The organism is Streptomyces sp. NPDC041191 (assembly GCF_055591945.1).
The window spans coordinates 51,839-76,711 of the sequence record NZ_JBVIZC010000001.1; the positions used below are offsets into that span (position 1 = coordinate 51,839).

The 24,873-nt window shown below is 75.8% G+C and carries 20 protein-coding genes and 2 pseudogenes; 12 read left to right on the top strand and 10 right to left on the bottom strand.

Translation table 11 applies throughout. From position 1 onward, the window contains the following. Positions 1 to 22: 22 nt before the first annotated feature. From ACZ6AQ_RS00275 to ACZ6AQ_RS00295, 5 genes are all read left to right on the top strand, one after another. On the top strand, positions 23 to 994 hold the full coding sequence (locus ACZ6AQ_RS00275; protein ID WP_468756333.1) for a cobalamin biosynthesis protein: 972 nt from the start codon (positions 23 to 25) through the stop codon (positions 992 to 994). Continuing rightward, a complete protein-coding gene (locus ACZ6AQ_RS00280) occupies positions 991 to 2,538 on the top strand; it encodes a cobyric acid synthase (RefSeq protein ID WP_468756335.1) in 1,548 nt (515 codons plus the stop codon). Before ACZ6AQ_RS00275 ends, ACZ6AQ_RS00280 begins: the two co-directional genes overlap by 4 nt. Positions 2,539 to 2,620: 82 nt before the next feature. Next, positions 2,621 to 4,738, top strand: coding sequence for a putative cobaltochelatase (locus ACZ6AQ_RS00285; protein ID WP_468756337.1), 2,118 nt, complete (start codon positions 2,621 to 2,623; stop codon positions 4,736 to 4,738). Next, positions 4,738 to 5,346 (top strand): cob(I)yrinic acid a,c-diamide adenosyltransferase, encoded by a 609-nt coding sequence (cobO, locus tag ACZ6AQ_RS00290; protein WP_388691858.1) that lies wholly within the window; start codon positions 4,738 to 4,740, stop codon positions 5,344 to 5,346. The genes ACZ6AQ_RS00285 and cobO overlap by 1 nt, the downstream gene beginning before the upstream one ends. Next, complete coding sequence (locus ACZ6AQ_RS00295) at positions 5,340 to 6,740, top strand: cobyrinate a,c-diamide synthase (protein ID WP_468756339.1); 1,401 nt, start codon at positions 5,340 to 5,342, stop codon at positions 6,738 to 6,740. The genes cobO and ACZ6AQ_RS00295 overlap by 7 nt, the downstream gene beginning before the upstream one ends. Positions 6,741 to 6,742: 2 nt before the next feature. Here the strand turns inward: ACZ6AQ_RS00295 and ACZ6AQ_RS00300 are convergent, their stop codons facing one another. Next, entirely contained in the window at positions 6,743 to 7,510 is a 768-nt protein-coding gene (locus ACZ6AQ_RS00300; protein WP_468756341.1) for a ZIP family metal transporter, read from the bottom strand. 75 nt (positions 7,511 to 7,585) lie between these two features. Here ACZ6AQ_RS00300 and ACZ6AQ_RS00305 point away from each other — a divergent pair. Both ACZ6AQ_RS00305 and cobC read left to right on the top strand, forming a co-directional pair. Further along, positions 7,586 to 7,777 (top strand): annotated as a pseudogene (locus tag ACZ6AQ_RS00305) (cobalamin biosynthesis protein); the annotation flags it as partial. A gap of 459 nt (positions 7,778 to 8,236) precedes the next feature. Then, positions 8,237 to 9,307 (top strand): annotated as a pseudogene (cobC, locus tag ACZ6AQ_RS00310) (Rv2231c family pyridoxal phosphate-dependent protein CobC); the annotation flags it as partial. An 88-nt stretch (positions 9,308 to 9,395) separates the two neighbouring features. Here cobC and ACZ6AQ_RS00315 read toward each other — a convergent pair. The 3 genes from ACZ6AQ_RS00315 to ACZ6AQ_RS00325 form a co-directional block, all read right to left on the bottom strand. Then, the gene (locus ACZ6AQ_RS00315; RefSeq protein WP_468756343.1) at positions 9,396 to 10,406 is read right to left on the bottom strand and encodes an SCO1860 family LAETG-anchored protein; all 1,011 of its coding nucleotides are present in this window, start codon (positions 10,404 to 10,406) and stop codon (positions 9,396 to 9,398) included. Between the two features lie 317 nt (positions 10,407 to 10,723). Beyond that, on the bottom strand, positions 10,724 to 11,443 hold the full coding sequence (locus ACZ6AQ_RS00320) for a siderophore-interacting protein (RefSeq protein WP_468756345.1): 720 nt from the start codon (positions 11,441 to 11,443) through the stop codon (positions 10,724 to 10,726). Between the two features lie 179 nt (positions 11,444 to 11,622). Beyond that, positions 11,623 to 12,708, bottom strand: a complete 1,086-nt coding sequence (locus ACZ6AQ_RS00325) for an amidohydrolase family protein (RefSeq protein ID WP_388691841.1) — start codon at positions 12,706 to 12,708, stop codon at positions 11,623 to 11,625. Positions 12,709 to 12,885: 177 nt separating this feature from the next. On the opposite strand from ACZ6AQ_RS00325, the gene ACZ6AQ_RS00330 reads away from it, so the two are divergent. Next, positions 12,886 to 13,986, top strand: a complete 1,101-nt coding sequence (locus tag ACZ6AQ_RS00330; RefSeq protein WP_468757045.1) for a pyridoxal-phosphate-dependent aminotransferase family protein — start codon at positions 12,886 to 12,888, stop codon at positions 13,984 to 13,986. A 115-nt stretch (positions 13,987 to 14,101) separates the two neighbouring features. On the opposite strand, the gene ACZ6AQ_RS00335 is transcribed toward ACZ6AQ_RS00330, so the two are convergent. After that, positions 14,102 to 15,169, bottom strand: coding sequence for an alkene reductase (locus ACZ6AQ_RS00335; RefSeq protein WP_468756347.1), 1,068 nt, complete (start codon positions 15,167 to 15,169; stop codon positions 14,102 to 14,104). A 225-nt stretch (positions 15,170 to 15,394) separates the two neighbouring features. On the opposite strand from ACZ6AQ_RS00335, the gene ACZ6AQ_RS00340 reads away from it, so the two are divergent. Beyond that, positions 15,395 to 15,922: a MarR family winged helix-turn-helix transcriptional regulator gene (locus ACZ6AQ_RS00340; RefSeq protein ID WP_468756349.1), complete on the top strand. Its 528-nt coding sequence runs from the start codon at positions 15,395 to 15,397 to the stop codon at positions 15,920 to 15,922. Positions 15,923 to 16,012: 90 nt separating this feature from the next. On the opposite strand, the gene ACZ6AQ_RS00345 is transcribed toward ACZ6AQ_RS00340, so the two are convergent. From ACZ6AQ_RS00345 to ACZ6AQ_RS00355, 3 genes are all read right to left on the bottom strand, one after another. After that, positions 16,013 to 17,095 (bottom strand): aminotransferase class V-fold PLP-dependent enzyme, encoded by a 1,083-nt coding sequence (locus ACZ6AQ_RS00345; RefSeq protein ID WP_468756351.1) that lies wholly within the window; start codon positions 17,093 to 17,095, stop codon positions 16,013 to 16,015. Positions 17,096 to 17,206: 111 nt separating this feature from the next. Continuing rightward, positions 17,207 to 17,914, bottom strand: coding sequence for a DsbA family oxidoreductase (locus ACZ6AQ_RS00350; RefSeq protein ID WP_468756353.1), 708 nt, complete (start codon positions 17,912 to 17,914; stop codon positions 17,207 to 17,209). Between the two features lie 131 nt (positions 17,915 to 18,045). Next, complete coding sequence (locus ACZ6AQ_RS00355) at positions 18,046 to 18,513, bottom strand: GNAT family N-acetyltransferase (RefSeq protein ID WP_468756355.1); 468 nt, start codon at positions 18,511 to 18,513, stop codon at positions 18,046 to 18,048. 240 nt (positions 18,514 to 18,753) lie between these two features. Between ACZ6AQ_RS00355 and helR the strand changes: the two genes are divergently transcribed. Next, positions 18,754 to 20,943, top strand: coding sequence for an RNA polymerase recycling motor ATPase HelR (gene helR / locus ACZ6AQ_RS00360; protein WP_468756357.1), 2,190 nt, complete (start codon positions 18,754 to 18,756; stop codon positions 20,941 to 20,943). 84 nt (positions 20,944 to 21,027) lie between these two features. Here helR and ACZ6AQ_RS00365 read toward each other — a convergent pair whose 3' ends face one another. Beyond that, the gene (locus ACZ6AQ_RS00365) at positions 21,028 to 22,503 is read right to left on the bottom strand and encodes an aldehyde dehydrogenase (NADP(+)) (protein WP_468756359.1); all 1,476 of its coding nucleotides are present in this window, start codon (positions 22,501 to 22,503) and stop codon (positions 21,028 to 21,030) included. Positions 22,504 to 22,689: 186 nt separating this feature from the next. On the opposite strand from ACZ6AQ_RS00365, the gene ACZ6AQ_RS00370 reads away from it, so the two are divergent. Further along, positions 22,690 to 23,460, top strand: a complete 771-nt coding sequence (locus tag ACZ6AQ_RS00370; RefSeq protein WP_468756360.1) for an IclR family transcriptional regulator — start codon at positions 22,690 to 22,692, stop codon at positions 23,458 to 23,460. A gap of 111 nt (positions 23,461 to 23,571) precedes the next feature. Here ACZ6AQ_RS00370 and ACZ6AQ_RS00375 read toward each other — a convergent pair whose 3' ends face one another. Continuing rightward, positions 23,572 to 24,066: a cupin domain-containing protein gene (locus tag ACZ6AQ_RS00375; protein WP_468756362.1), complete on the bottom strand. Its 495-nt coding sequence runs from the start codon at positions 24,064 to 24,066 to the stop codon at positions 23,572 to 23,574. 406 nt (positions 24,067 to 24,472) lie between these two features. On the opposite strand from ACZ6AQ_RS00375, the gene ACZ6AQ_RS00380 reads away from it, so the two are divergent. Next, positions 24,473 to 24,853 (top strand): hypothetical protein, encoded by a 381-nt coding sequence (locus ACZ6AQ_RS00380; RefSeq protein ID WP_468757046.1) that lies wholly within the window; start codon positions 24,473 to 24,475, stop codon positions 24,851 to 24,853. Positions 24,854 to 24,873: the final 20 nt, after the last annotated feature.

Genomic DNA, 24,873 nt, shown 5'->3' on the forward strand with positions numbered 1-24,873 from the left:
CCCTGAGTGAGGACACAGCACCATGCCCGGCCGCTCCAGAGCCACCGGCGTCTTCGCGTACGGCGCGGCCGCGGGTCTCGCCGTCGACCTGGTCCTCGGCGACCCCCGCCGCGGACACCCCGTCGCCGCCTTCGGCCGCGCGGCCGCCGCCGTCGAACGGCGCCTCCACCACGACCACCGGGGCTGGGGCGCCCTGCACGCCGCCGTCTGCGCCGGTTCCACCGTCGCGCTCGGCGCCCTCGCCGCCCGGGCCGTGCGCGACCGGCCGGCCGCCTCCGCGGCGCTGACCGCCGCCTCCGTCTGGGCCGTCGTCGGCGGGACCACCCTGGGCCGGGAGGCCCGCGCGATCGGCGGGGCGCTGGCCGCCGGGGACCTGGAGGCGGCCCGCGAGCGGCTGCCGCACCTGTGCGGGCGCGACCCGCAGTCCCTGGACGGGCCCGCGACGGCCCGCGCGGTCGTCGAGTCGGTCGCCGAGAACACCTCGGACGCCGTGGTCGGCGCCCTCTTCTGGGGGGCGGTCGCGGGCGTGCCGGGGCTCGTCGGCTTCCGGGCCGTCAACACCCTGGACGCGATGGTGGGCCACACGTCCCCCCGGTACCGCCGCTTCGGCTGGGCCTCGGCCCGCCTGGACGACCTGGCCGGCTGGCCCGGGGCCCGGCTGACGGCCGTGCTCGCGGCCGTCGCGGGCGGGAACCCGCGCGGGGCCGTACGGGCCTGGCGGGCGGACGCGCCGAAGCATCCGAGCCCCAACGCGGGCCCGGTCGAGGCGTCCTTCGCGGGCGCGCTGGGCGTACGGCTCGGCGGCACCCTCTCGTACGGCGGCCGGGTCGAGCACCGGCCGGTCCTGAACGGGACGGGGCGGGCCGTCGAGGTGGCCGACATCGAACGGGCGGTGGCGCTCTCGCGCCGGGTGACCGCGCTGACCCTGGCCGCCTGCGTGGGCGGCCGTCTGATCGCCGACGCCGTGCGGCGCGGGAAGCGGAGGGCTTCATGAGGGGCGGGGGACTGCTGGTCGCCGGGACCACGTCCGACGCGGGCAAGAGCGTCGTGACGGCCGGGATCTGCCGCTGGCTGGTCCGCAGGGGCCTGAAGGTGGCACCGTTCAAGGGGCAGAACATGTCCCTCAACTCCTTCGTCACCCGCGAGGGCGCCGAGATCGGACGGGCCCAGGCCATGCAGGCGCGGGCCGCCCGGGTCGAGCCGACCGCGCTGATGAACCCGGTGCTGCTCAAGCCGGGCGGCGACCGCTCCAGCCAGGTCGTCCTGATGGGGAAGCCGGTGGGCGAGCTGAGCGCCAAGGGGTTCTTCGGGGGGCCCGGGGGGTCGTCCCCCGGGAAGGCACTGCACGGGGGGCGCCAGAAGGACCTGTTCGAGCCGGTCATGGCGTGCCTGGAGGAGCTGCGGAGCACGTACGACGCGGTGATCTGCGAGGGCGCCGGCAGTCCGGCCGAGATCAACCTGCGGCGCACCGACATCGTGAACATGGGCGTGGCGCGGGCCGCGCGGCTGCCCGTGGTGGTGGTCGGGGACATCGACCGGGGCGGGGTCTTCGCCCAGTTCTTCGGCACGACGGCGCTGCTGTCCCCCGAGGACCAGGCGCTCGTCGCCGGATACCTGGTGAACAAGTTCCGGGGCGACGTGAGCCTGCTCGAACCGGGTCTCGACATGCTGCACGGCCTGACCGGGCGCCGGACCCTCGGCGTCCTGCCGTACGCGCACGGGCTCGGCATCGACGAGGAGGACGGCCTGCGCGTGTCGCTGCGGGGCGCCGTCCGGGAGTCGGTGGTGGCGCCGCCGGTCGGCGCGGACGTGCTGCGGGTCGCCGTGTGCGCCGTACCGCTGATGTCGAACTTCACGGACGTGGACGCGCTCGCGGCCGAGCCGGGCGTGGTCGTCCGGTTCGTGGACCGTCCCGAGGAGCTGGCCGACGCGGACCTGGTGGTCGTCCCGGGCACGCGCGGCACGGTGAAGGCGCTCGCCTGGCTGCGGGAGCGCGGGATCGCGGACGCCCTGGCCCGGCGCGCGGCCGAGGGCCGGCCGGTGCTCGGCGTCTGCGGCGGCTTCCAGGTCCTCGGCGAGCGGATCGAGGACGAGGTCGAGTCGAGGGCCGGTGTGGTGGACGGGCTCGGACTGCTTCCCGTACGGGTGCGGTTCGGGACCGAGAAAACCCTGGCCCGGCCGGTCGGCGAGGCGCTGGGCGAACGGGTGGAGGGGTACGAGATCCACCACGGCGTCGCGGACGTGCGGGGCGGCGAGGCGTTCCTGGACGGCTGCCGGGTCGGCTCCGTGTGGGGCACCCACTGGCACGGCTCGCTGGAGAGCGACGGCTTCCGGCGGGCCTTCCTGCGGGAGGTCGCGGCGGTGGCGGGGCGGCGGTTCGTCCCGGCCCCCGACACGTCGTTCGACGCGCTGCGCGAGGAACAGCTCGACCGGCTCGGTGACCTGATCGAGGAGCACGCGGACACGGACGCGCTGCTGCGGCTGATCGAGGAGGGCGCCCCGGCGGGGCTGCCGTTCGTGCCGCCGGGGGCGCCGTGAGCACGGGAGGCCGCCGCCGGCCCCTCACCGGCGGCCGTGTGCCGTCGTTCGAACATCAGCGATCCGAAGGAGAGACCACCCGATGAGCACCCGGTATCCGTTCACCGCCGTCGTCGGCATGGACGACCTGCGGCTCGCGCTGCTGCTGACGGCCGTCAGCCCGGCCGTGGGCGGCGTACTGGTGCGGGGCGAGAAGGGGACGGCGAAGAGCACCGCCGTTCGCGCGCTCGCCGAGCTGCTGCCCGAGGTACCGGTCGTCGTCGGCTGCCGGTTCAGCTGCGATCCCGCCTCGCCCGATCCGGGCTGCCCGGACGGGCCGCACGGGGCGGGTCCGGGGGCCGAGCGGCCCGCCCGGATGGTCGAACTGCCCGTCGGTGCCTCCGAGGACCGGCTCGTCGGCTCGCTCGACATCGAGAAGGCCCTCGCGGAGGGCGTGAAGGCGTTCGAGCCGGGCCTGCTCGCCGACGCCCACCGGGGCATCCTGTACGTGGACGAGGTCAACCTCCTCCACGACCATCTGATCGACCTCCTGCTCGACGCCGCCGCCATGGGCTTCTCGAACGTCGAGCGCGAGGGCGTCTCCGTGCGGCACGCCGCGCGGTTCCTGCTCGTCGGGACCATGAACCCCGAGGAGGGCGAGCTGCGGCCGCAGCTGCTCGACCGGTTCGGGCTCACCGTGGAGGTCGCCGCCTCCCGCGAGCCCGAGCAGCGGGTGGAGGTCGTGCGGCGGCGGCTCGCCTTCGAGGACGACCCGGCCGCGTTCGCCGCGCGCTGGGCCGGTGAGGAGAGCGCGCTGCGCGAACGGATCGTCGCCGCGCGGGAGCTGCTGCCGCGGGTGGCGCTCGGGGACGCAGTGCTGCTCCAGATCGCCGCGACCTGCGCCGCGTTCGAGGTGGACGGCATGCGCGCCGACATCGTCATGGCCCGCACGGCCACCGCGCTCGCCGCCTGGGCCGGACGGACCGAGGTGACCTCCGAGGACGTGCGGCAGGCCGCGCTCCTGGCCCTCCCCCACCGCCGCCGGCGCTCGCCCTTCGACGCGCCCGGACTCGACGAGGACAAGCTCGACGAGACCCTGGAACGGTTCAAGGGCGAGGACCCCGACCCCGACCCCGAGCCGGACGGCCCGGGGGGCGGCGGTCCGGGAGACGGCGGTCCGGGCGACGGCGGTCCGGGTGACGGCGGTCCGGGTGACGGCGGGGGCGGTCCGGACGGCGGTGTCCCGCCGCAGGGCGACGGGCCCGCGTCCGAGGACGTGGCGGCGCCGGAGGAGACTCCCGTACCCGAGCAGGCCCCCACCCCCCGGCGGGCGGGGGCCGGTTCCGGCGAGCGGACCGCCGTCGGGGCCGCCGAGCCCTTCCGCACGAAGGTCCTGAGCGTGCCCGGTCTGGGCGAGGGCGCGGCCGGACGCCGCTCCCGGGCCCGTACCGAGTACGGCCGTACGACCGGCTCCACCCGGCCCCGGGGGGCGCTGACCAGGCTGCACCTGGCGGCGACCGTGCAGGCCGCCGCCCCGCACCAGAGGGCGCGCGGGCGGACCGGGCCGGGGCTCGTGGTCCGGCGCGACGACCTGCGGCAGGCGACCCGGGAGGGCCGCGAGGGCAACCTCGTGCTCTTCGCGGTCGACGCCTCCGGCTCGATGGCGGCCCGGCAGCGGATGAGCGCGGTCAAGGGAGCGGTGCTCTCGCTGCTCCTCGACGCCTACCAGCGGCGCGACAAGGTCGGCCTGATCACGTTCCGGGGGAAGGACGCCGAGCTGGCGCTGCCGCCGACCTCGTCCGTGGACGCGGCCGCCGCGCGGCTCGAACAGCTTCCGACGGGCGGGCGCACCCCCCTGTCGGCCGGACTGCTCAAGGCCCACGACGTGCTGCGGGTGGAACGGCTGCGGGACCCCTCGCGCCGTCCGCTGCTCGTCGTGGTGACCGACGGGCGGGCGACCGGGGGGCGCGCGGCCGGTGATCCGGTGGCGCTCGCCGCCCGCGCGGCGCGGCTGCACGCCGCCGAGGGCACGGCGTCGGTCGTCGTGGACTGCGAGACCGGGCCCGTACGGCTGGGGCTCGCGGGGCGGCTCGCGCGTGAACTCGGCGGTACCGCCGTGACCCTGGACGAGCTGCGCGCCGACTCGCTCGCCGGCCTCGTCAGGGACGTACAGGCAGAACGGTCCGGAGGGACCGGACAGGCATCCAGGAGGGCCGCTTAATGCCGCAGGGACAGCCGACCGTCGTTCCCGACGACGGTCTGACCACCCGCCAGCGCCGCAACCGCGCGCTGGTGATGGTGCACACGGGCGTCGGCAAGGGGAAGTCGACCGCCGCCTTCGGCATGGCGCTGCGCGCCTGGAACCAGGGCTGGCCGATCGGGGTGTTCCAGTTCGTGAAGTCCGCCAAGTGGCGGGTCGGCGAGGAGAACGCCCTCAAGGCGCTCGGCGAGACCGGCAAGGGCGGCACGGTCGCCTGGAACAAGATGGGCGAGGGCTGGTCCTGGATCCAGCGCGAGGTCGCCGAGGGCGAGCAGTCGCACGAGGACAAGGCGCGCGAGGGCTGGGAGCAGGTCAAGCGGGACCTCGCGGAGGAGACGTACAAGTTCTACGTCCTCGACGAGTTCGCCTACCTGCTCCACTGGGGCTGGATCGACGTGAACGAGGTCGTGGAGGTGCTGCGGAACCGTCCCGGGCAGCAGCACGTCGTCATCACCGGCCGCAACGCGCCGCGGGAGCTGGTGGACTTCGCGGACCTCGTCACCGACATGTCCAAGGTCAAGCACCCGATGGACGCCGGTCAGAAGGGCCAGCGGGGCATCGAGTGGTAGCACGTCTCGTCGTCGCCGCGCCCTCCTCGGGCGCGGGCAAGACCACGGTCGCGACCGGTCTGATGGCCGCGTTCGCGGGCCGCGGCCTGGCCGTCTCCCCGCACAAGGTCGGCCCGGACTACATCGATCCCGGCTACCACGCGCTGGCGACGGGCCGTCCGGGGCGGAACCTCGACGCGTACATGTGCGGCACGGGCCTGGTGGCGCCGCTCTTCCTGCACGGGTCGCGCGGCTGCGACCTGGCCGTGGTCGAGGGGGTCATGGGCCTGTACGACGGGGCCGCCGACCAGGGCGAGCTGGCGTCCACCGCGCAGGTGGCGAAGCTCCTCAAGGCGCCGGTGGTGTTGGTCGTGGACGCGTCGTCGCAGTCCCGGTCGGTGGCGGCGCTCGTGCACGGGTTCGCGTCCTGGGACCCGGAGGTGCGGATCGGGGGCGTGATCCTCAACAAGGTCGCGACCGACCGGCACGAGCACCTGCTGCGGGAGGCGCTCGGGGAGTCCGGGGTGCCGGTGCTCGGCGTGCTGCGGCGGGCGCCCGCCGTGGCGACGCCGTCGCGGCACCTGGGGCTCGTGCCGGTGGCCGAGCGGCAGGCCGCCGCCGTGGAGGCGGTGGCGGCGCAGGCCGGGCAGGTGCTCGCCGGGTGCGACATGGAGGCGCTGCTCGCGCTCGCGCGGTCGGCTCCGGAACTGTCCGCGGAGGCGTGGTCGCCGGAGGTCGTGGGGCGCACGGTCGCGGGCCGGCCCCGGATCGCCGTGGCCGGCGGGGCCGCGTTCACCTTCTCGTACGCCGAGCACGCCGAACTCCTGACCGCCGCCGGGGCCGAGGTCGTCCCCTTCGACCCGCTGCGGGACGAGGCCCTGCCCGAGGGGACCTCGGGGCTGGTGATCGGGGGCGGCTTCCCCGAGGTGTACGGGGGCGAGCTGTCCGCCAACGAGCCGCTGCGGAAGGCCGTGGCCGGCCTCGCCGCCTCGGGGGCGCCGGTCGCGGCCGAGTGCGCCGGGCTGCTCTATCTGGCACGGTCCCTCGACGGCAGGCCCATGTGCGGGGTGCTCGACGCCGACGCGCGCATGTCGGAGCGGCTCACGCTCGGGTACCGGGACGCCGTGGCCGTCAGCGACAGCGTCCTCGCGCCGGCCGGGGCGCGGATGCGGGGGCACGAGTTCCACCGCACCGTGATCGAGCCGGGCGCCGGGGCGCGGGCCGCGTGGGGGCTGCGGCAGCCGGAGCGTCGCGTGGAGGGCTTCGTGCGGGGAGGGGTGCACGCCAGTTACGTGCACACCCACTGGGCGGGCGCTCCCGGGGTGGCGGCACGGTTCGTGGAGCGGTGCGCGGAGGCGTCCGCCGGGGGCGCGTCCGTCGCGGGCGGTCCGGTCACCGGCGGTCCTGTCGCGTGAGGTCAGCCGCCGGAGGCCCCCACCACGAGCCAGATGAAGCCGACGCCCGCCACCGTGCACAGCAGGGTGGAACGGGCGGGGTGGTCGTGGTGGGCCTCCGGCAGGATCTCGGCGGCGGCGAGGTAGAGCAGGGCGCCGCCGAAGAAGCCGAGGTAGCCGCCGAGAAGTTCCTCCGGAAGGGTGAACAGCAGGGTGGAGGCGGCGCCGAGGAGCGGGGCGACGGCGTCCGCGACGAGCATCGCGACGGCCTTGCGGCGCGCGTTCCCGTAGAGGCTCGTGATCGTGTACGTGTTGAAGCCGTCCGCGAAGTCGTGGGTGATGACGGCGAGGGCGACGGTGGCGCCCATGCCGCCGCCGACCTGGAAGGCGGCGCCGAGCGCGATGCCGTCCATGAGGCTGTGGCCGACCATCGCGGCGGCGGCCGTCAGGCCGACCTGGGGCACGCGCCCGTCCGCCTCCCGGCCGCCGTGGGTCCCCGCCGTCCCCGCACCGGCCCCGGCGCCGTGCGCGGCGCGGCGCACGGCGAGGAGACGTTCCAGCACGTGGGCGAAGAGGAAGCCGCCGACGAAGAGCAGCAGGGCCTCGGGGACGCCGAAGACCTCGCCGCCCGCGGCCTCCAGGGCCTCGGGCAGGAGGTCGAGTCCGACGACGCCGAGCATGAGCCCGCCGGAGAGGCCGAGGACGAGGTGACGGCGGTCGGTGACGCGCCCGGCGACCCAGCCGCCGAAGAGCGTCATGAGGAACGCGCCGAGCGCGACGACTACAGCCATGGGGCCTTGCTATCGGATCGGGAGGCGTCCGCGCACCTCGGTGTGGGCGTCCGGCCGGGCACCCCGGCGGACGACGTGCTCGCGCTGGCCGGGGAGGTGCTGCGGGAGGCGGGGCTGACGCGGGCGGACCTCCGGTCGCTCGCCACGCTGGACACGCGGGCGGCGGAGCCCGGGATCGTCGGGGCCGCGGCGGCGCTCGGCGTACCGGTGCGGGGGTACACGGCCGAGGAGCTGGCGGCCGTCCCCGTACCGCATCCGTCGGCGTCGCCCCTGGCCGCGACGGGCACGGCGTCGGTGGCGGAGGCGGCGGCCCTGCTGGCGGCGGGGGCGGAGCCGCGTACGGAGACGCGTACGGAGACGCCGGGCGCGGATGCGGGTACGGGGTCGGGTTCGGACGCGGGTACGGGTTCGGGTACGGGTACGGGTTCGGGTACGGATGACAGGGCGAACGGGCGTACGGACATGGGCACTTCGTCCGGCAATCGGTCCGTCCCGCCCCCACCGTCCGTGCGACCCGTCCCGTCCGCACCGTCCGCACCGTCCGCGCGGTCCGTCCCGCCCGCCCTGCTCGTGCCGAAGCGGAAAACCCGGCGCGCCACGTGCGCCCTCGCCGCTCCCGCCCCGCCCCGGTACGGCGAAGAGGCCCCGGGCGGGCGGTTGTTGCCCCCGGCTCACGGGTACATCGCTGGCGAACCCGGCTCACCCCCCACCATCCCCACCCCCCACGTGACGGCGGCCATGGACATGCACACGCATACCGACGCCCACGACCTGCGCCACCACGGTGACGCCGAGGTCAGGGACGAGAAACTCATCGACCTGGCGGTCAACGTCCGGACGAACACGCCTCCGGAGTGGCTGCGCAGACGCATCGCCGACTCCCTGACCGGCCTCGCCGCCTACCCCGACGGCCGGGCCGCGCGGGCGGCGGTCGCCCAGCGGCACGGCCTGCCCCCGGACCGCGTGCTGCTGACGGCCGGCGCGGCGGAGGCGTTCGTGCTGCTCGCGCGGGCGCTGCCGGCGCGGCGGCCGGTGGTGGTGCACCCGCAGTTCACCGAACCGGAGGCGGCGCTGCGCGACGCCGGGCACGAGGTCGGCCGGGTGCTGCTGCGCGAGGAGGACGGTTTCCGGCTGGACCCCGGGGCGGTTCCGGAGGACGCGGACCTGGTGGTGATCGGCAACCCCACCAACCCGACCTCCGTGCTGCATCCCGCCGCCTCGATCGCCGGGCTCGCCCGCCCGGGCCGGACCCTGGTGGTGGACGAGGCGTTCATGGACGCGGTGCCGGGCGAGCGGGAGTCGCTGGCCGGGCGGACCGACGTGCCGGGCCTCGTGGTGCTGCGGAGCCTCACCAAGACCTGGGGCCTGGCCGGGCTGCGGATCGGGTACGTGCTCGCCGCCCCGGAGACGGTCGCGGCCCTGGAGCGGGCGCAGCCGCTCTGGCCGGTGTCGACGCCCGCCCTGGTGGCGGCGGAGGCGTGCATGTCGCGGGCGGCGCTCGCGGAGGCCGAGCACGCGGCGCACCGGGTCGGGGTGGAGCGGGCCCATCTGCTGGCCGGGCTCGCGGAGTTCGACGAGGTGCGGACGGTGGCGGGGTCGGAGGGGCCCTTCGTCCTGATCCGGATCGACGGGGCGGACGGCGTGCGGGACCGGTTGCGGTCGCTGGGGTTCGCGGCGCGCCGGGGCGACACGTTCCCGGGCCTCGACCGGAACTGGCTGCGGCTCGCGGTGCGGGACCGGGCGACGACCAACCGCTTCCTCCAGGCCCTCGACCAGGCGCTGTTGATGGGCGGCTGACCCCGTACGCGACCGCGCGGAGGGGTCCGGGGGGGTGACGCCGTCGCCCTCCCCGGGCCCCTTCCGCCTCTCCGCCTCCCCCGGGCCGTCAGCCGCGCGAGCGGGCGCGCGAACGGGCCAGTGCGAGAGCGCCGCCGCCGGCCACGACGAGGGCGAGCGCCCCGGCCGCGACGTAGGGGGTGGCGGAGCCGCCTCCGGTCTCGGCGAGGTGCCCGGCGGGGGCGGGGCCGCCGCTGTCGGTCCTGCCGCCGTCCCCGTCGCCCGGTCCGGCGGCGGGCGGCGCGGCGGGTTGCTCGGAGGGCCGTCCGGTGGGCCGCTGCGTGGGCTTCTCCGTGGGCCTCGCGGTGGGCCGCTGCGTGGGCTTCTCCGTGGGCCTCGCGCCGGCGGGCGTCTCGCAGGTCGCCCCGGCGAGCGTCACGGTGCCTTCGACCCGGGCGACGCCCAGTTCCAGCGGATCGACCCGCACCCCGAGTTCGAGGGCGGTCGCGGCGGCGGTGCGGGAGGTCGTGGAGGTGCGGGAGAGGTCGAGGGTGACCTCGCCGACGCCCGGCACCGCGACCCGGGTCCGGCCGGCCGTGGAGAGGGTGGTCTTCCGGCCGAGGACGGTCACGTGGCCGAGGACGTTCGATTCGGCGACCGGCTCCGCGCCCACCGCGCAGAGCGCCCTGGAGGTGACCTTCTCGACCTCGACGAGGGAGAGCAGCGGGAGGCCGGGGACGTGCACGCGCGCCTTGGCGAGGTTCACGTGCCCCTCGGCCCTCTCCTCGTCGGCGGTCGCCCCGGAGGTGGCGACGTCGGCGGTGAGGACATCGACCGGCCGGCCGCCCTCGGCGCCCCGCACCTTCAGCGAGAGCGCGGTCCCGCTCGCGGTCCTCGGCGCCTCGACCTCGTTGAGGGAGGCCCGCACCGGCACGTTCACCCCCTCGCCGAGGAGGGAGACGTCGAGGCCGGCCCGCAGGACGACGGCGGTGGCGCGTCCTTCGCCGCCCGTGGCGTGCGCCGGAGGGGCCGCGAGGAGTACGGGCCCGGCGGCCAGGGCGGCCACGGCCGCGGCGGCCGCGGAACGGCGTGCGGGCATGCGGAAGGTGGTGCTGTTCAAGATGGTGGAACCCCCACGAAAGACACGGCGCCGCCGGCCGCTCACCACGGGGACGGTGGTGCGGCGCGGTCCCGGCGGCTCGGGACACCGGAATCTTTACGCACGGAGAGTGAACTCGCGGTCACCTGACGCGAGTTCACCCCAAAGGGTGGTTTCCGCCTTCGTTTTCGATTCTTCTCCCTCCAACCGTCCGCCTCCGCCCCTCCCGTTTCGCACAGGAGGCCGAGTACGGGCGGGGGCGAGGGCGACCGGGAAAAGTGTCAACGATCCGTTCCGCTCCGGGTGACGGCCCGGCGGCACATCGTCAACCCGGCGCGTCAGCCGTCCCGCCAGTACCCGAGGGCGTGGACGCGCTCCTTCGGCAGGGCCAGCTCCTTGCGCGCGTACCCGCCGAGCGCGCGGGTGGTCGAGGTGTCGCAGGCGATCCAGACGTACGGGGCGGAGCCGGCGAGAGCGGGCAGTTCGGCCTTCACGCGGGCGACGAGCCCGGCGCCGCCCCGCTCGCGCGGCACCCGGCGCAGGTCGTGGCGCGCGGGATCGGTCCGGAACGGCAGCTCCTCGTCGGAGGCGTGCCGGGTCTCGAACCAGATGGTGGCCGGGAGGTCCGGGAAGGCGTCGAGCAGGGAGTTGATCGCGGGCAGGGAGGCCGCGTCGCCGACCACGAGCAGCCGCTCCGGGAGCGGGTCGGGGGCATCGAAGCCGGTGCCCTGGAGGGTGGCCTCCACGGTGTCGCCGACGGCGCAGGTGCGGGCCCAGTCGCTGGCGACCCCGTCGTGGAGGGCGAACTCCAGGCTGAAGGTGCCGGCCTCCGCGTCGGGGTCGACGAGGGTGTAGGCGCGCTGGTGCGGCTTGCCCCCGTCGTCGAACCAGAGGCGGACCCACATCGTCGGGTGGACCCCGGCGGCGGCGAGCAGCCCGCCGTCCGTGAGGTGCAGCCGCCGGTAGTCCCCGGTGACCTGCTCGGCCCCCGTCACGGTGAACGTGAAGTCCTTGCCGCGCATCAACTTGAGGACGGCGCCCTGCCAGCCGTGACCCACCGTGATCCCCTCCCCCTCGGTTACCGTGGATTAACTCAGGTAAGCCTAACCTGAGTTTCGCGCCCGGGGAACGGTGGGCCGGGACCGCGAGCGGCCCGGGAACGGCGGACCCGGGGACCGCGAGCGGACCCGGGTCTCCGGTGGCGCCCTCCGCTCCCGTCCACCGACCCCGCCCCCGCTCAGCCCACCACCCGGCCGTTGACCACGATCCGGCGCGGCGCCGCGAGGACCCGGACGTCCGCGCGCGGGTCCTCGCCGTAGACGACGAGGTCGGCGGGGGCACCCTCCTCCAGGGAGGGACGGCCCAGCCAGGACCTGGCTCCCCAGGCGGTGGCGGAGAGCGCGTCGAGCGGCGGGATGCCGGCCCGGGTCAGCTCCACGACCTCCTCCGCGACCAGGCCGTGGGCGAGGGAGCCGCCCGCGTCGGTGCCGACGAAGACCGGGACGCCCGCGTCGAAGGCGGAGCGGACCGTGTCGTAGCGGCGCTCGTACAGCCGGCGCATGTGGGCCGACCAGCGGGGGAACTTCTCCTGCCCCCCGTCCGCGAGGTGCGGGAAGGTCGCGATGTTGACCAGGGTGGGGACGATGGCGACGCCCCGCTCCGCGAAGAGCGGGACGGTGTCCTCGGTGAGCCCGGTGGCGTGCTCGACGCAGTCGATGCCCGCCTCCACCAGGTCCCGCAGCGAGTCCTCCGCGAAGCAGTGGGCGGTGACGCGGGCGCCGAGCCGGTGCGCCTCCGCGATGGCCGCCTCCACCTCGGCGCGCGGCCAGCAGGCCGTCAGGTCGCCGACCTCGCGGTCGATCCAGTCGCCGACGAGCTTGACCCACCCGTCGCCCCTGCGGGCCTCCCGGCCGACGTACGCGACGAGGTCGGCGGGCTCGATCTCGTGGGCGTAGTTGCGGATGTAGCGCCGGGTGCGGGCGATGTGCCGCCCCGCGCGGATGACCTTCGGCAGGTCCTCCCGCTCGTCGATCCAGCGGGTGTCGGAGGGTGAACCGGCGTCCCGGATCAGCAGGGCCCCGGCGTCCCGGTCGGCGAGAACCTGCTTCTCGCCGGTCTCCGCGTCGACGGGGCCGTGGCGGTCGAGGCCGACGTGGCAGTGGGCGTCGACCAGTCCGGGCAGGACCCAGCCCTCGACGGTCACCGCCTCGGCGGCGGGCCGGTCGAAGGTGATCCGACCGCCGACGCACCACAGTTCGTCCCGGACGTCCTCGGGGCCGACGAGCACCCGCCCCTTCACGTGCAGTACCGCGTGATCGCTCATGCCCGCACTGTACGAGGGCGGGGAAGGGGGCGGGCCCGGGGGCCGGACCGGTGCCGCTGGGTACCCTGATCGGGGGTTCTCCCGCGCCGGGACCGCGTCCGCCCCGGTACCGGGGCCCGTAGCGGCGCCCGCGCCGCACCGCACCCGAACCGAACCGAAGAAGGCACCGCCGTGACCGTGACACACCCGCTCCTGGACCTGGCCCCGCTGACCGCCGCGCACTTCGCGTCGATCGAGCGGCGGGTGGCCGCGCTGCTCTCCACGGAGCAGGACGTGGTGATCGCCCAGGGCGAGGCGCTGCTGCCGCTCGAAGGGTGCATCCGGAGCGGGGCGCGGGCCGGTTCGACCGCGCTGAACGTCGTCACCGGCCCCTACGGGCAGACCTTCGGCAACTGGCTGCGGGACTGCGGCGCGACCGTGGTGGACCTGGAGGTGCCGTTCCACACGGCGGTGACGGCGGAGCAGGTGGAGCGGGCGTTCGCCGCGCACCCGGAGATCGACTTCGTATCCCTGGTGCACGCGGAGGCGGCGACGGGCAACACCAACCCGGTCGCGGAGATCGGCGAGGTCGTACGGGCCCACGGCGCGCTGTTCTACCTGGACGCGGTGGCGTCGATCGGCGCGGAGCCGGTGCTGCCGGACGCCTGGGGCGTGGACATGTGCATCATCGGCGCCCAGAAGGCGATGGGCGGCCCGGCGGGCGTGTCCGCCGTGTCGGTGAGCGCGCGGGCCTGGGAGCGGTTCGCCGCCAACCCGGCCGCGCCGCGCCGCTCGTACCTCTCCCTCCTGGACTGGAAGGAGCGCTGGATCGACGGCGGCCGGAAGACGCTCCTGCACGCGCCGGCGCAGCTGGAGATGCTGGCCCTGGAGGCGTGCCTGGAGCGGATCGAGGCGGAGGGCCTGGACGCGCTGATGGCGCGGCACGCCTCGGCGGCGGCCGCGACCCGCGCGGGCGCGCTCGCGCTCGGCGGCGGCCTGGAGCCGTACGTGTACGAGGCGGGGGACGCGGCCCCGGTGGCGACGACGCTGCGCACCCCGGCGGGCGTGAACGCCGCCGAGCTGGTGGCGGAGGCGCTCGCGGCCGATCCGTCGCTGCCGCTGATCGCGGGCGGCGGCGCGCTGTCCGGGGAGATGATCCGGGTCAACCACTACGGGGTGGACGCGACGCCGGAGGCCGTGCGGTCCTCGCTCGCCGCCCTGGGCGCGGCGCTCGGCGGGACGGGCCGCGCGGTGGACCCGGAGGCCGCCCGCCGGGCGGTCGCGGACGCCTGGGCGTAGCCCGTGAGGGATCGCGTGCGGGTCTCCGGACCGGTCCGCGCACGATTCGCGCACGACAGGAGGGGGCGGGGTCCCGGTGCCGGGAGCCCGCCCCCTTCCGCGTGCCCGGACCGGGCTACAGCGTCGGGTAGTCCGTGTAGCCCCGGTGGTCGCCGCCGAAGAAGGTGGCGGGGTCCGGGGTGTTGTAGGGGCCGCCGGCCTTCAGCCGGGCGGGCAGGTCGGGGTTGGCGAGGAAGAGCGCCCCGAAGGCGACGAGGTCGGCGGTGCCGTCCTCGACGAGCGCGAGGGCCTCGGGACCGGTGGGTCCCTCGGTGGCCGGGTTGAGGACGAAGGTGCCGGAGAACGCCTTGCGCAGGGCGAGGGTCAGCTCGCGGAACCCGGGCACGGCCTCCGTGACGTGCAGGTACGCGATGCCGACCGGTTCGATCGCGGCGACGAGCGCCGGGTAGACGTCCTCGGTGTCGGTCTCGGCGATGTCGTTGTAGGTGTTGGCCGGGGAGACGCGCAGGCCGGTGCGCTCGGGGCCGATCTCGGCGGCGACGGCCTCGACGACCTCGACGGCGAAGCGGACGCGGTTCCCGACCGGGCCGCCCCACTCGTCGGTGCGGCGGTTGGAGCCCGTGGCGAGGAACTGCTGGATCAGGTAGCCGTTGGCGCCGTGGATCTCGACGCCGTCGAAGCCCGCCTCGACGGCGTTGCGGGCGGCGGCGGCGAAGCCGGCGACCGTCTCCCGTATCTCGTCGGCGGTGAGGGCGCGCGGGGTGACGAAGTCGATGAGTCCGGAGCCGGCGAAGAGCTTTCCGGCCGGGGCGACGGCGGAGGGGGCGACGGGGTGGAGGCCGCCGCCGAGGACCTCGGGGTGGCTGATGCGGCCGGCGTGCATCAGCTGGGCGAAGATCCTCCCGCCCTTCTCGTGGACGGCGTCGGTGACCCGGCGCCAGGCGGCGATCTGCTCGGCGCTGTGCAGGCCGGGGGTGTCGGGGTAGCCCTGGCCGACGGCGGTGGGCTGGATGCCTTCGGTGACGATGAGGCCGGCGGAGGCGCGCTGGGCGTAGTACTCCGCGACGAGCGCGGTGGGGGTGCGGCTCGCGCCCTCGGCGCGGCTGCGGGTCATGGGGGCCATGGCGATGCGGTTGGCGAGCCGGGTGCCGGCGAGGTCGATCGGGTCGAAGGCGGTGGTCATGACGGTCCCTTCGCGCGAGGTGAAGGCCGACCGGACGTCGTCCGGCACGGTCGGCCGGGCGTCGGCCCCGTGACGAGCGCGCGGCTCCCGCGCGGTCGTCACGGGGGCCCTCACGGGTCCCGTGAGCCCCTATGTGGTCGGCCAAGTATCTGGTCCGGACGTCACTGTAACCCATTGATTGGTCGGCCAAGGTAATGTGGGACGACCACGTACCGAGGAGCCACCGTGTCCGGAACCGACCCCGTCTGTACCGCGCCCCCGGCCGTCGCCCTGCGCTGCGGGCCGGTCGGCCACGCCCTGGCCCGGGTCTCGCGGATGCACCGGATCGCCATGGGCCGGCGCCTGCGCGAACTCGGCCTCTACCCGGGCCAGGAGCTGATGATGATGCGCCTGTGGGACTGCGGTCCGGTGCGCCAGTCGGAGCTGATCCGGTCCCTGGGCCTGGACCCGTCGACGGTGACGAAGACGCTCCAGCGCCTCGAACAGTCCGGTCACGTCCGCCGGGGCCCGGACCCGGCGGACCGGCGCGCGGTCCTGGTCGAGGCGACGGAGAAGGGGCAGGCGCTGCGCGCGGGGGTCGAGGGCGCCTGGCGGGACCTGGAGTCGCTCTCGCTGGGCGGGCTCGCCCCGGCCGACCGGGCGGAGCTGGCCCGCCTGCTCGCCCTCGTCGCGGAGAACCTGCGCGAGGAGGCGAACGAGACGGACGGGGAGGGCGGGGCGGACGCCTGCCCGGCCGCCCCGGCGGGCTGCTGAGACCCGGCCGGCACCGGGGCCCGGCCGCCCCGGCGGAGCCGGGCCGTCGCCGGGACCCGTTCGCGCCGACGGGCAGCCGGGCCCCGGGGCTCAGCCCGCCAGGACGTCCAGGGCGCGGTCCACGTCCGCCGCCGTGTTGTACAGGTGGAAGGAGGCCCGCAGGTTGCCCGCGCGGACCGAGAGGAGGACGCCGGCCTCCCGCAGGGCGTCCGCGCGGTCCCCGAGGCCCGGGACGGCGACGACCACCGAGTCGTCCGCGACCGGCGCGTGGCCGAGAGCGGTCAGACCGGAGCGGAAGCGGGCCGCGAGCCCCCTGGCGTGGGCCTCGATCCGTTCGACGCCGACCTCTTCGAGGAGGGCGAGCGAACGGGCGGCCCCGTGGTACGGGAGGAAGGCCATGGGCTCGTCGAAACGGCGCGCGGAGCGGGCGGGTTCGCGGAGCGGGCCGTAGCTGTTCACCCACAGCTCCTCGCCGCTGACCCAGTTGGCGTGGATCGGGAGGAGCGAGTCCTGCGCCTCCTCGGTGACGGTGAGGAAGGACGCCCCGCGCGGGCAGAGCAGGTACTTGTAGCCGCCGGCGACCGTGTAGTCCCACTCCCCCGCGCGCAGCGGCAGCCAGCCCGCCGCCTGGGTGGTGTCCAGGAGCGTCCGGGCGCCGTGGGCGGCGGCCGCCGCCCGTACCGCCGCGAGGTCGGCCGTCCGCCCGTCCGCCGACTGCACGGCGGAGAAGGCGACGAGCGCGGTCTCCGGGCGGACGGACTCGGCGAGCCGCTCCAGGGGCGCGAAGCGGACCTTGAGGTCGCCGCGGATCGTGAAGGGGGTGATGACGGACGAGAAGTCGCCCTCGGGGAAGAGGACCTCGGACCCGGCGGGCAGCGACTGGGCGACCATCCCGCAGTGCACCGCGACCGAGCTGCCGAGGGCGACGCGCTCGGGGGCGACCCCGACGAGCCGGGCGAAGGCCGCGCGGGCCTCGCCGACGATCTCGAAGCTCCCGGAGCCGTCGGGACGCCCGTCGGCGGTCTCCTCGGCGAGGAGGACGACCGCCTCGACGGTACGGCGGGGCAGCAGCCCGCAGGTGGAGGTGTTGAGGTAGGTCTTCTTGGGCGCGAACTCGGAGCCGCCGAGCGGCCGGTCGAGGGAGACGTCGAGGGGGGCGTCGGAGGAATCCATGCCCCCACCCTGAATTCTCCGTGACCACCCGTCAATCCTGCGGGACGGCGGCGGTCCCCCGGGGAACCCTCGTCCGCGCGGGTCGGGACGGTTCACGGAGCCGTCCCGGGGTCAGGCGCGCGGAACCTCGCAGCCGTCCGGGCCGCAGGCGTCGGCCTCCGCGCCGCCGAGCGGCTGGAGGGCGCGGCCCTGCCACGCCTGTTCGAGGGCCTGGGTGAAGACCTCGGCGGGCTGGCCGCCGGAGACGCCGTAGCGGCGGTCGAGGACGAAGAACGGCACGCCGCTCGCGCCGAGTTCGGCGGCCTCGCGCTCGTCCTGCCGCACGTCGTCGGCGTAGGCGGACTCGTCGGCGAGGACGGACCGGACCTCGGTCTCGTCCAGCCCGGCCTCCACGCCGAGCGCCACCAGGGTCTCCGCGTCGAAGACGGAGCGCTCCTCGGCGAAGTTGGCGCGGTAGGCCAGGTCCAGGAGTTCGCCCTGCCGGCCGCGCGCCTTGGCGAGGTGGAGCAGCCGGTGGACGTCGAAGGTGTTGCCGTGGTCCCGGCCCTCGGTGCGGTAGCCGAGCCCCTCGGAGCGCGCGCTGGACGCGACGTGCGCCTCCATGGCGCGGGCCTCGTCCAGGGTGCGGCCGTACTTCTTCGCCAGCATCTCCAGGACGGGGGCGGTGTCGTCCTTGGGGCGGTGGGGGTCGAGCTCGAAGGAGCGGTGCACCACCTCGACGTCGTCACGGTGCGCGAAGGCCGCGAGGCCCTTCTCGAAACGCGCTTTTCCCACGTAACACCAGGGACAGGTGATGTCGCTCCAGATCTCGACGCGCATGGGGGTTCTCTCTCCGAAGGGGGTGCGGACGGTTCGTTCCGTCCCGGGAACGCCTCCGTCGGCCGGTTCATTCCGGAGCGGGTCGCTCCGGAATGAACCGGCCGACCGCGAGGCCCCCGCGGCGGGGACGGCTAGGGCGCCAGCGCGAGGACGAGCACCAGGTGGTCGCCGTCGCGCGGGCCGTCGGGGTCCGGGAGCCAGCCCCGGGCCGCGTAGAAGGCCCGGGCGCGTTCGTTCCTGTCGAAGACCTCCAGGCGCGCCCGGGACGCCCCGGCGGCGCGCCAGGCGGCGACGCAGGCGTCGTGGAGCCCGGTGCCGACGCCCCGGCGCCAGCGGGCGGGAGACACGTGCAGCTGGGAGAGGACCGCGACGCCGTCGTCCACGCGGTGGGCCGCGACACCCGCGAGCTCGCCGTCCCGCTCGGCGCAGAGCACGGCACCGCGCCCGACGGCGGCCTCCCAGCCCGCCCGGGAGCGGGCCAGCTCGGCGGGGCCCGCGAACTCCTCGTCGGGCAGGTGGCCCCGGTAGTAGGTGGCGCGCGCCTCGGCGTGGAGGGCGACGACGGCGTCGAGGTCGGCTGCGGTCGCGGTTCTGATCACGAAGGTCCAGGACGCGGGAACGGGGAGGGCGGTTCCGGGAGCTCCGGCCCCGTCACTCAGTCACTCACTCACCGCGCGGGACCGGCGAAAGGGCGTACACCGGGGGAAGACCCACCCCTCGCCACTCTTAACTTATAGCGCACCGGGGGGCTTGCGGCAAGACCCCCTCCGTACCGCAGAATCACCGGTCTGCACCGGGAACGCCCAGGTCAGAAGTTGCGGAAACGGGAGATCCACCACGTGCCCACGTCTTCACCGGTCCACTCGCACCCCACCGCCGCGCCCAGCGCGTTCGACCTTCCCGACCGGCTCTCCGCCAAGGCCGACCCGGCGCTGATCGCCGCCGACGAGCGGCACTTCGCGGCCGTCGCGGAGAGCCTGGAGCAGTCCGTGCGCGAGCTGTCCGGGCGGCTCGACGCCCTGCGGAAGGCGCCTGGCGGCATCGGGCGCGAGGCGATGGAGCGGGACGCGGAGATCCACCGGCTGACCGCGCGCCTGCGCACCCTGCGCCGCTTCGGGCTGGATCTGTGCCTCGGCCGGATCGTCGGCGCGGACGGTTCGGAGCCCGTGTACGTCGGGCGGCTCGGGCTCACCGACGCCGCCGGGCACCGGCTGCTGATCGACTGGCGCTCCCCGGCGGCCGAGCCGTTCTTCGCGGCCACCCACGCCCGCCCGGCGGGTCTGGCCAGCCGTCGCCGGTACCGCTGGACCGGCGGCCGGATCACCGACTACTGGGACGAGGTGTTCACCGCCGAGGGGCTGGAGGGGCACGCCGCGCTCGACGACCAGTCGGCCTTCATCGCGAGCCTGGGTGCCCACCGGTCGCCCCGGATGCGGGACGTGCTCGGCACCATCCAGGCCGACCAGGACGCCGTCGTCCGGGCGGGGTCGCGCGGCACCCTGGTGGTCGACGGCGGCCCCGGCACCGGGAAGACCGTCGTCGCCCTGCACCGCGCCGCCTATCTGCTCCACTCCGACCCGCGGCTGGGCCGGCGCGGGGGCGGGGTGCTGTTCGTCGGCCCGCACCAGCCCTATCTGAACTACGTCTCCGACGTGCTCCCCGGTCTCGGCGAGGAGGGCGTACGGACCTGCACGCTGCGGGACCTCGTCGCGGAGGGGGCGGAAGCCGTGCCGGAGAGCGACCCGGAGGTGGCCGCCCTGAAGTCGTCGGCGGCCATGGTGGGGGCGGTCGAGACGGCCGTGAGGTTCTACGAGACGCCTCCTTCCGAGGGGATGACGGTCACGACCCCCTGGTCCGAGGTCCGGCTGAGCGCCCGTGACTGGGCGCGGGCGTTCGAGGCGCCGGAGCCGGGGACCCCGCACAACGAGGCCCGCGAGCAGATCTGGGAGGAGCTGGCCGGGATCCTGCGGGACAGGCACGGCGACGACGCGGACGACGTGCCGGAGGACGCGTTCCTGGCGGCCCTGCGCCGGGACCGGGAGCTGACGGCCGCCCTGCACGGCGCGTGGCCGCTGGTCGAGGCCGCCGATCTGGTCGGCGACCTGTGGACGGTCCCCGCCTACCTGCGGCTGTGCGCCCCCTGGCTCGGCCCGGACGAGGTGCGGCGGCTGGGGCGCGCGGACGCGCGGGCGTGGACGGTCTCCGACCTGCCGCTCCTGGACGCGGCCCGGCAGCGGCTCGGCGATCCGGAGGCGTCCCTGCGCGAGCGGAGGCGCGAGGCCGCCGTCGCCGCCGAACGCGCGCGCAGGGCCGAGGTCACCGCGAGCCTGCTGCAGAACGTCGTGATCGACGAGAGCGAGGGCGCGATGGGGATGCTGCGCGGGCGGGACCTCCAGGACAGCCTGATCGACGAGGGCGCGCTGCCCGCCGCCGAACCGGACCTGCTCGCCGGGCCGTTCGCGCACGTCGTCGTGGACGAGGCGCAGGAGCTGACCGACGCGGAGTGGCGGATGCTGCTGCGGCGGTGTCCGTCGCGGAGCTTCACGGTGGTCGGGGACCGGGCCCAGGCCCGGCACGGGTTCACCGAGTCGTGGCGGGAGCGCCTGGAGCGGGTGGGGCTCGACCGGATCGAGGTGGCCTCCCTGAGCGTCAACTACCGGACGCCGGAGGAGATCATGACGGAGGCGGAACCGGTCGTCCGGGCCGCGCTGCCGGACGCCAACGTGCCGGTGTCCGTCCGCCGCACCGGTGTTCCCGTCACGTACGGCACCGTCGCGGAGCGGGACGCGGTGCTCGACGCCTGGCTCTCCGGGAACGCGGAGGGGGTCGCCTGCGTCATCGGCGACCCGTCGTTCCGCGCGACGCCCCGCGTCCGGTCGCTGACCCCGTCCCTGGCGAAGGGGCTGGAGTTCGACCTGGTCGTCCTCGTCGACCCGGAGGCGTTCGGGGACGGGATCGCGGGGGCGGTGGACCGGTACGTGGCGATGACGCGGGCGACCCGGCGGCTCGTGGTGCTGAGGAGCGCCTGACGTCCCCGTCCGGTCCCGGTCCCGGAGCCGGACGGCGCGAGACCGGGACAGGGGCCGGGGCCCCGGTCCCGGCCGGAGCCGCCGTCAACGCCTCGGCAGCCCCAGCGGGTTGCCGTCGCGGAGTTCCGGCGGGAGGAGGTGGCCGGGGGTCGACTGGTAGGTGACCGGACGCAGCCAGCGTTCGATCGCGGTCGCGCCGACCGAGGTGGCGGTGGAGGTGGTGGCCGGGTAGGGGCCGCCGTGGTGCTGGGCGGCGGCGACGGCGACGCCGGTGGGCCAGCCGTTGACGAGGACGCGACCGGCCAGCGGGACGAGCGCGGCGAGCAGCGGGGCGGCGTCGGGGTCCCCGTCCGTCCCGGTGGTGTGCAGGGTGGCCGTGAGGTTGCCCGGCAGCAGGCCCAGGACGGCGGTGGCCTCCTCCCGGTCCGTGTAGCGGGCGACGACGGTGACCGGGCCGAAGCACTCCTCCAGGAGGAGGCGGTGGCCGTCCCCGGTGAGCCGCGCGGCGTCGACGGTGAGGACGCCGGCGCCGACGGCGTGCCCGTCGCGGGCGCCGGGGACGACGGGGGCGGCGACCCCGGTGAGCGCGGCGCGTTCCGCGACCCCGGCCACGTAGGCGTCCCGTATCCGGTGGTCGAGCATCACGGCCGGTCCGGTCGCGACGACGCCCTCGGCGAGGGCGTCGAGGAAGCGGTCGCCCGCCTCGCCCCGGGGGGCCAGGACGAGGCCGGGCTTGGTGCAGAACTGGCCCGCGCCCAGGGTGGTGGACCCGGCGAGTCCGGCGCCGATCTCCTTGGCCCGCTCCTCGGCGGCGGCGGGGGTGATCACGACCGGGTTGAGGGAGCCGAGTTCCCCGTGGAAGGGGATGGGCACGGGCCGGGCGGCGGCCGCGTCGAAGAGCGCCCGTCCGCCGCGCACCGATCCGGTGAAGCCCGCCGCCGCGACGAGCGGGTGGCGGATCAGCGCGACGCCCGCGTCGAAGCCGTGGACGAGGACCACGACGTCCTCGGGGAGGCCGGCCCCGGCGGCGGCCCGGCGCAGCAGGGAGGCGCAGAGCGCGGAGGTGGCGGGGTGGCCGGGGTGGGCCTTGACCACCACGGGGCAGCCGGCCGCGAGGGCGCTCGCGGTGTCGCCGCCGGGGACGGAGAAAGCGAGCGGGAAGTTGCCGGCGGCGTAGACGGCGACGACGCCGAGCGGGACCTTCCAGCGGCGCAGGTCGGGCCGGGGCGGGACCGCCCCGGGGTCGGGGAGGTCGATCCGGACGTCGAGGAAGGACCCTTCGTCCACGACGTCGGCGAACGACCGCAACTGGGCCGTGGTGCGCGCGAGTTCGCCGGTGAGGCGGGTGGCCCCGAGGGCCGTCTCGGCGTCGGCGGTCTCGATCACCCGGTCCCGCGCCTCCTCCAGGAGGCCGGCCGCGGCGCGGAGGAAGGCGGCCCGTACGGCGCGGTCGGCGAGGGCCTCGCGGCTGCCGTGCGCGGCCCGGACGGCCCGGTCGACCTCCTCCGCCGTGGCCTCCGCCGCCACCCGCTCGCGCGGCTTCCCCGTCCGGGGGTCCACACTCCACACTGGTTCCGCCACCGCCACACCCCTGTTCGCTATTCTGAACGCCGTTCCCGTGGATGAACGCGTCTCCGGGACTCTAGGGACGGTCCGCCCGTCTCCACAAGGGCGTCGTCCGGCCGGTGCGACCGCCGGACGGCGGACGGGGGCCGGGACCGGGCGAGAGAAGAAGGGCGGAAGGTCATGGCGACTGCCGACGCGGGCGGGGCGCAGGTGAAGTCCGCGGTGCGGACCGTGGAGCTGCTGGAGTACTTCGCCGGGCGTCCCGGCATGCACGCGCTGGCCACCGTCCAGGAGGCCGTCGGGTACCCCAAGTCCAGTCTGTACATGCTGCTGCGCACCCTGGTCGAGCTGGGCTGGGTGGAGACGGACGCGACCGGCACCCGGTACGGCATCGGGGTGCGGGCGCTGCTCGTCGGCACCTCGTACATCGACGGCGACGAGGTGGTGGCCGCCTCCCGGTCCGTCCTGGACCGGCTCGCGGACGAGACCACCGAGACCATCCACCTGGCCCGGCTCGACGGGACCAGCGTGGTCTACCTGGCGACCCGCCCGTCCCAGCACTACCTGCGGCCGTTCACCCGGGTCGGACGGCGGCTGCCCGCGCACTCGACGTCCCTCGGCAAGGCCCTGCTCGCCACCCACACGGACGAGGAGGTGCGCAAACTGCTCCCGGAGACCCTTCCGGCGCTGACCGAGCACACGGTCACCGACCGCGAGGAGCTGATCGAGGAGCTGGGCGCCGTCCGCGAGCGGGGCTTCGCGGTGGACCGCGAGGAGAACACGCTGGGGCTGCGCTGCTTCGGGGTCGCGATCCCCTACCGGACCCCGGCGCGGGACGCGATCAGCTGCTCGGTGCCGGTGGCGCGGCTCACCCCGGCCCACGAGCGGTCGATCGGGGACGCGCTCCTGGACGCGCGGGACCGGCTGGCCCTGGCGACCCGGCGCCTCTGACCGCCGGGCCGGCCGCCTCCCGCGGTTCGGCCCCCGGGCCCCGGGGCGGCCGGCCCGGAAGGCCACCGGAAGCCGGTTCCGGAACCGGGGCCGGGGCCGGGACCGGGGGTTTCAGCGCTCGGCCAGGGCCGCCCGCCAGACCGGGCTGTCGACGTAGTGGTTGTCGTACCGCTCCGAGGACGCCTTGATCTCCTCGGGGCTCGCCTCGCCCCGCATGACCCGGCCGAGAAGGCGCAGGTAGTCGAAGCGGGCCATGCCGGGCGTGAAGACGAAGAGCACGTCGGCCTCGGCGCCGGGCGCCGCGGCGAAGGCGTGCGGGGTGTGCGGCGGGACCAGGAGGAAGTCCCCCTCCTCCAGGACGGTCAGCTCCTCGCCGACGAGGACCTGGAGGGAGCCGCCGAGCACGAAGAACATCTCCGAGGCCCGGGTGTGGAAATGCGCCGGGGCACCGACCGCCCCCTTCGCGAACGAGGAGCGGTAGCTGGTGAGCCCGCCGCCGGTGGCGTCGGAATCGGCGAACAGCGTCATCACGCTGCTCGGGTCGGCGGTGGTCTCCGCGTCGGCGGCACGGGTCAGGATCGGGGCGAAGGGCGCGGTCTCGTTCATGATCGCCACCCTAGGGCGGCAACGGGCCCCGGGGCAGGGGAATTCAGGACCGGCGGCCACGGACCGGTCCCCCGGCCGCCCGGCTCCCGGGAAGGGGGCGGAGCGCGTACGGGAGGAGCGCGTACGGGCGGAGGGCCGTCTCCCCCGCGCGGCGAAAGCAAAGGCACGTGCAGGAGGGAAGGGAGGCACGCGCAGGAGGGAACGGAGGGGCGCGCGGAGCCCGGAGCGACGCGCCGGGAGACGAAGTGGCGCGTACGGGAGGCCCGTTGGGCCGGTGCCCGATTGGCCGCGGGCCCCCTTCGCACGGTATGCAGGGGCACGCTCGCATCCGAGCACGTTTTCGAACCGAGCCCCGATCCCGCGGAGGACCACCGTGCGCCTGCCCCGTTCCCTGTCCGGCTGGACCATGGCGGTCTTCGGCGTGCTGGCCGCCGCGCTCGGCGCGGTGGGCCTGGTCGCCCCGGACGTCCTGCTCACGGTCATGGGCTTCGAACCGGTGCCCGACGGCGGGCGCGCGGACGGCGACCACACCCTGGTCTTCCTGACGGCCTCCTCGATGGCGGCGCTCAACATGGGCGTCTACTACGTCCTGGCCGCGCTCGCGGACTGGAAGCCCTTCTTCCGCTGGACGGTCCCCTTCCGCCTCCTCACCTGCGCGGTCTTCACCCTCGCCGTCGTCACCGGCCGCGCCCCGTCGGGCTTCCTGGGCGTGGGGCTGTGGGAGGGGCTGGGCGCGGTCGTGACGGGGGCCGCGCTGCGGTACGAGGGGCGGAAGGGGGCTGCCTGACCGGCGGCGGAGCCCACGCC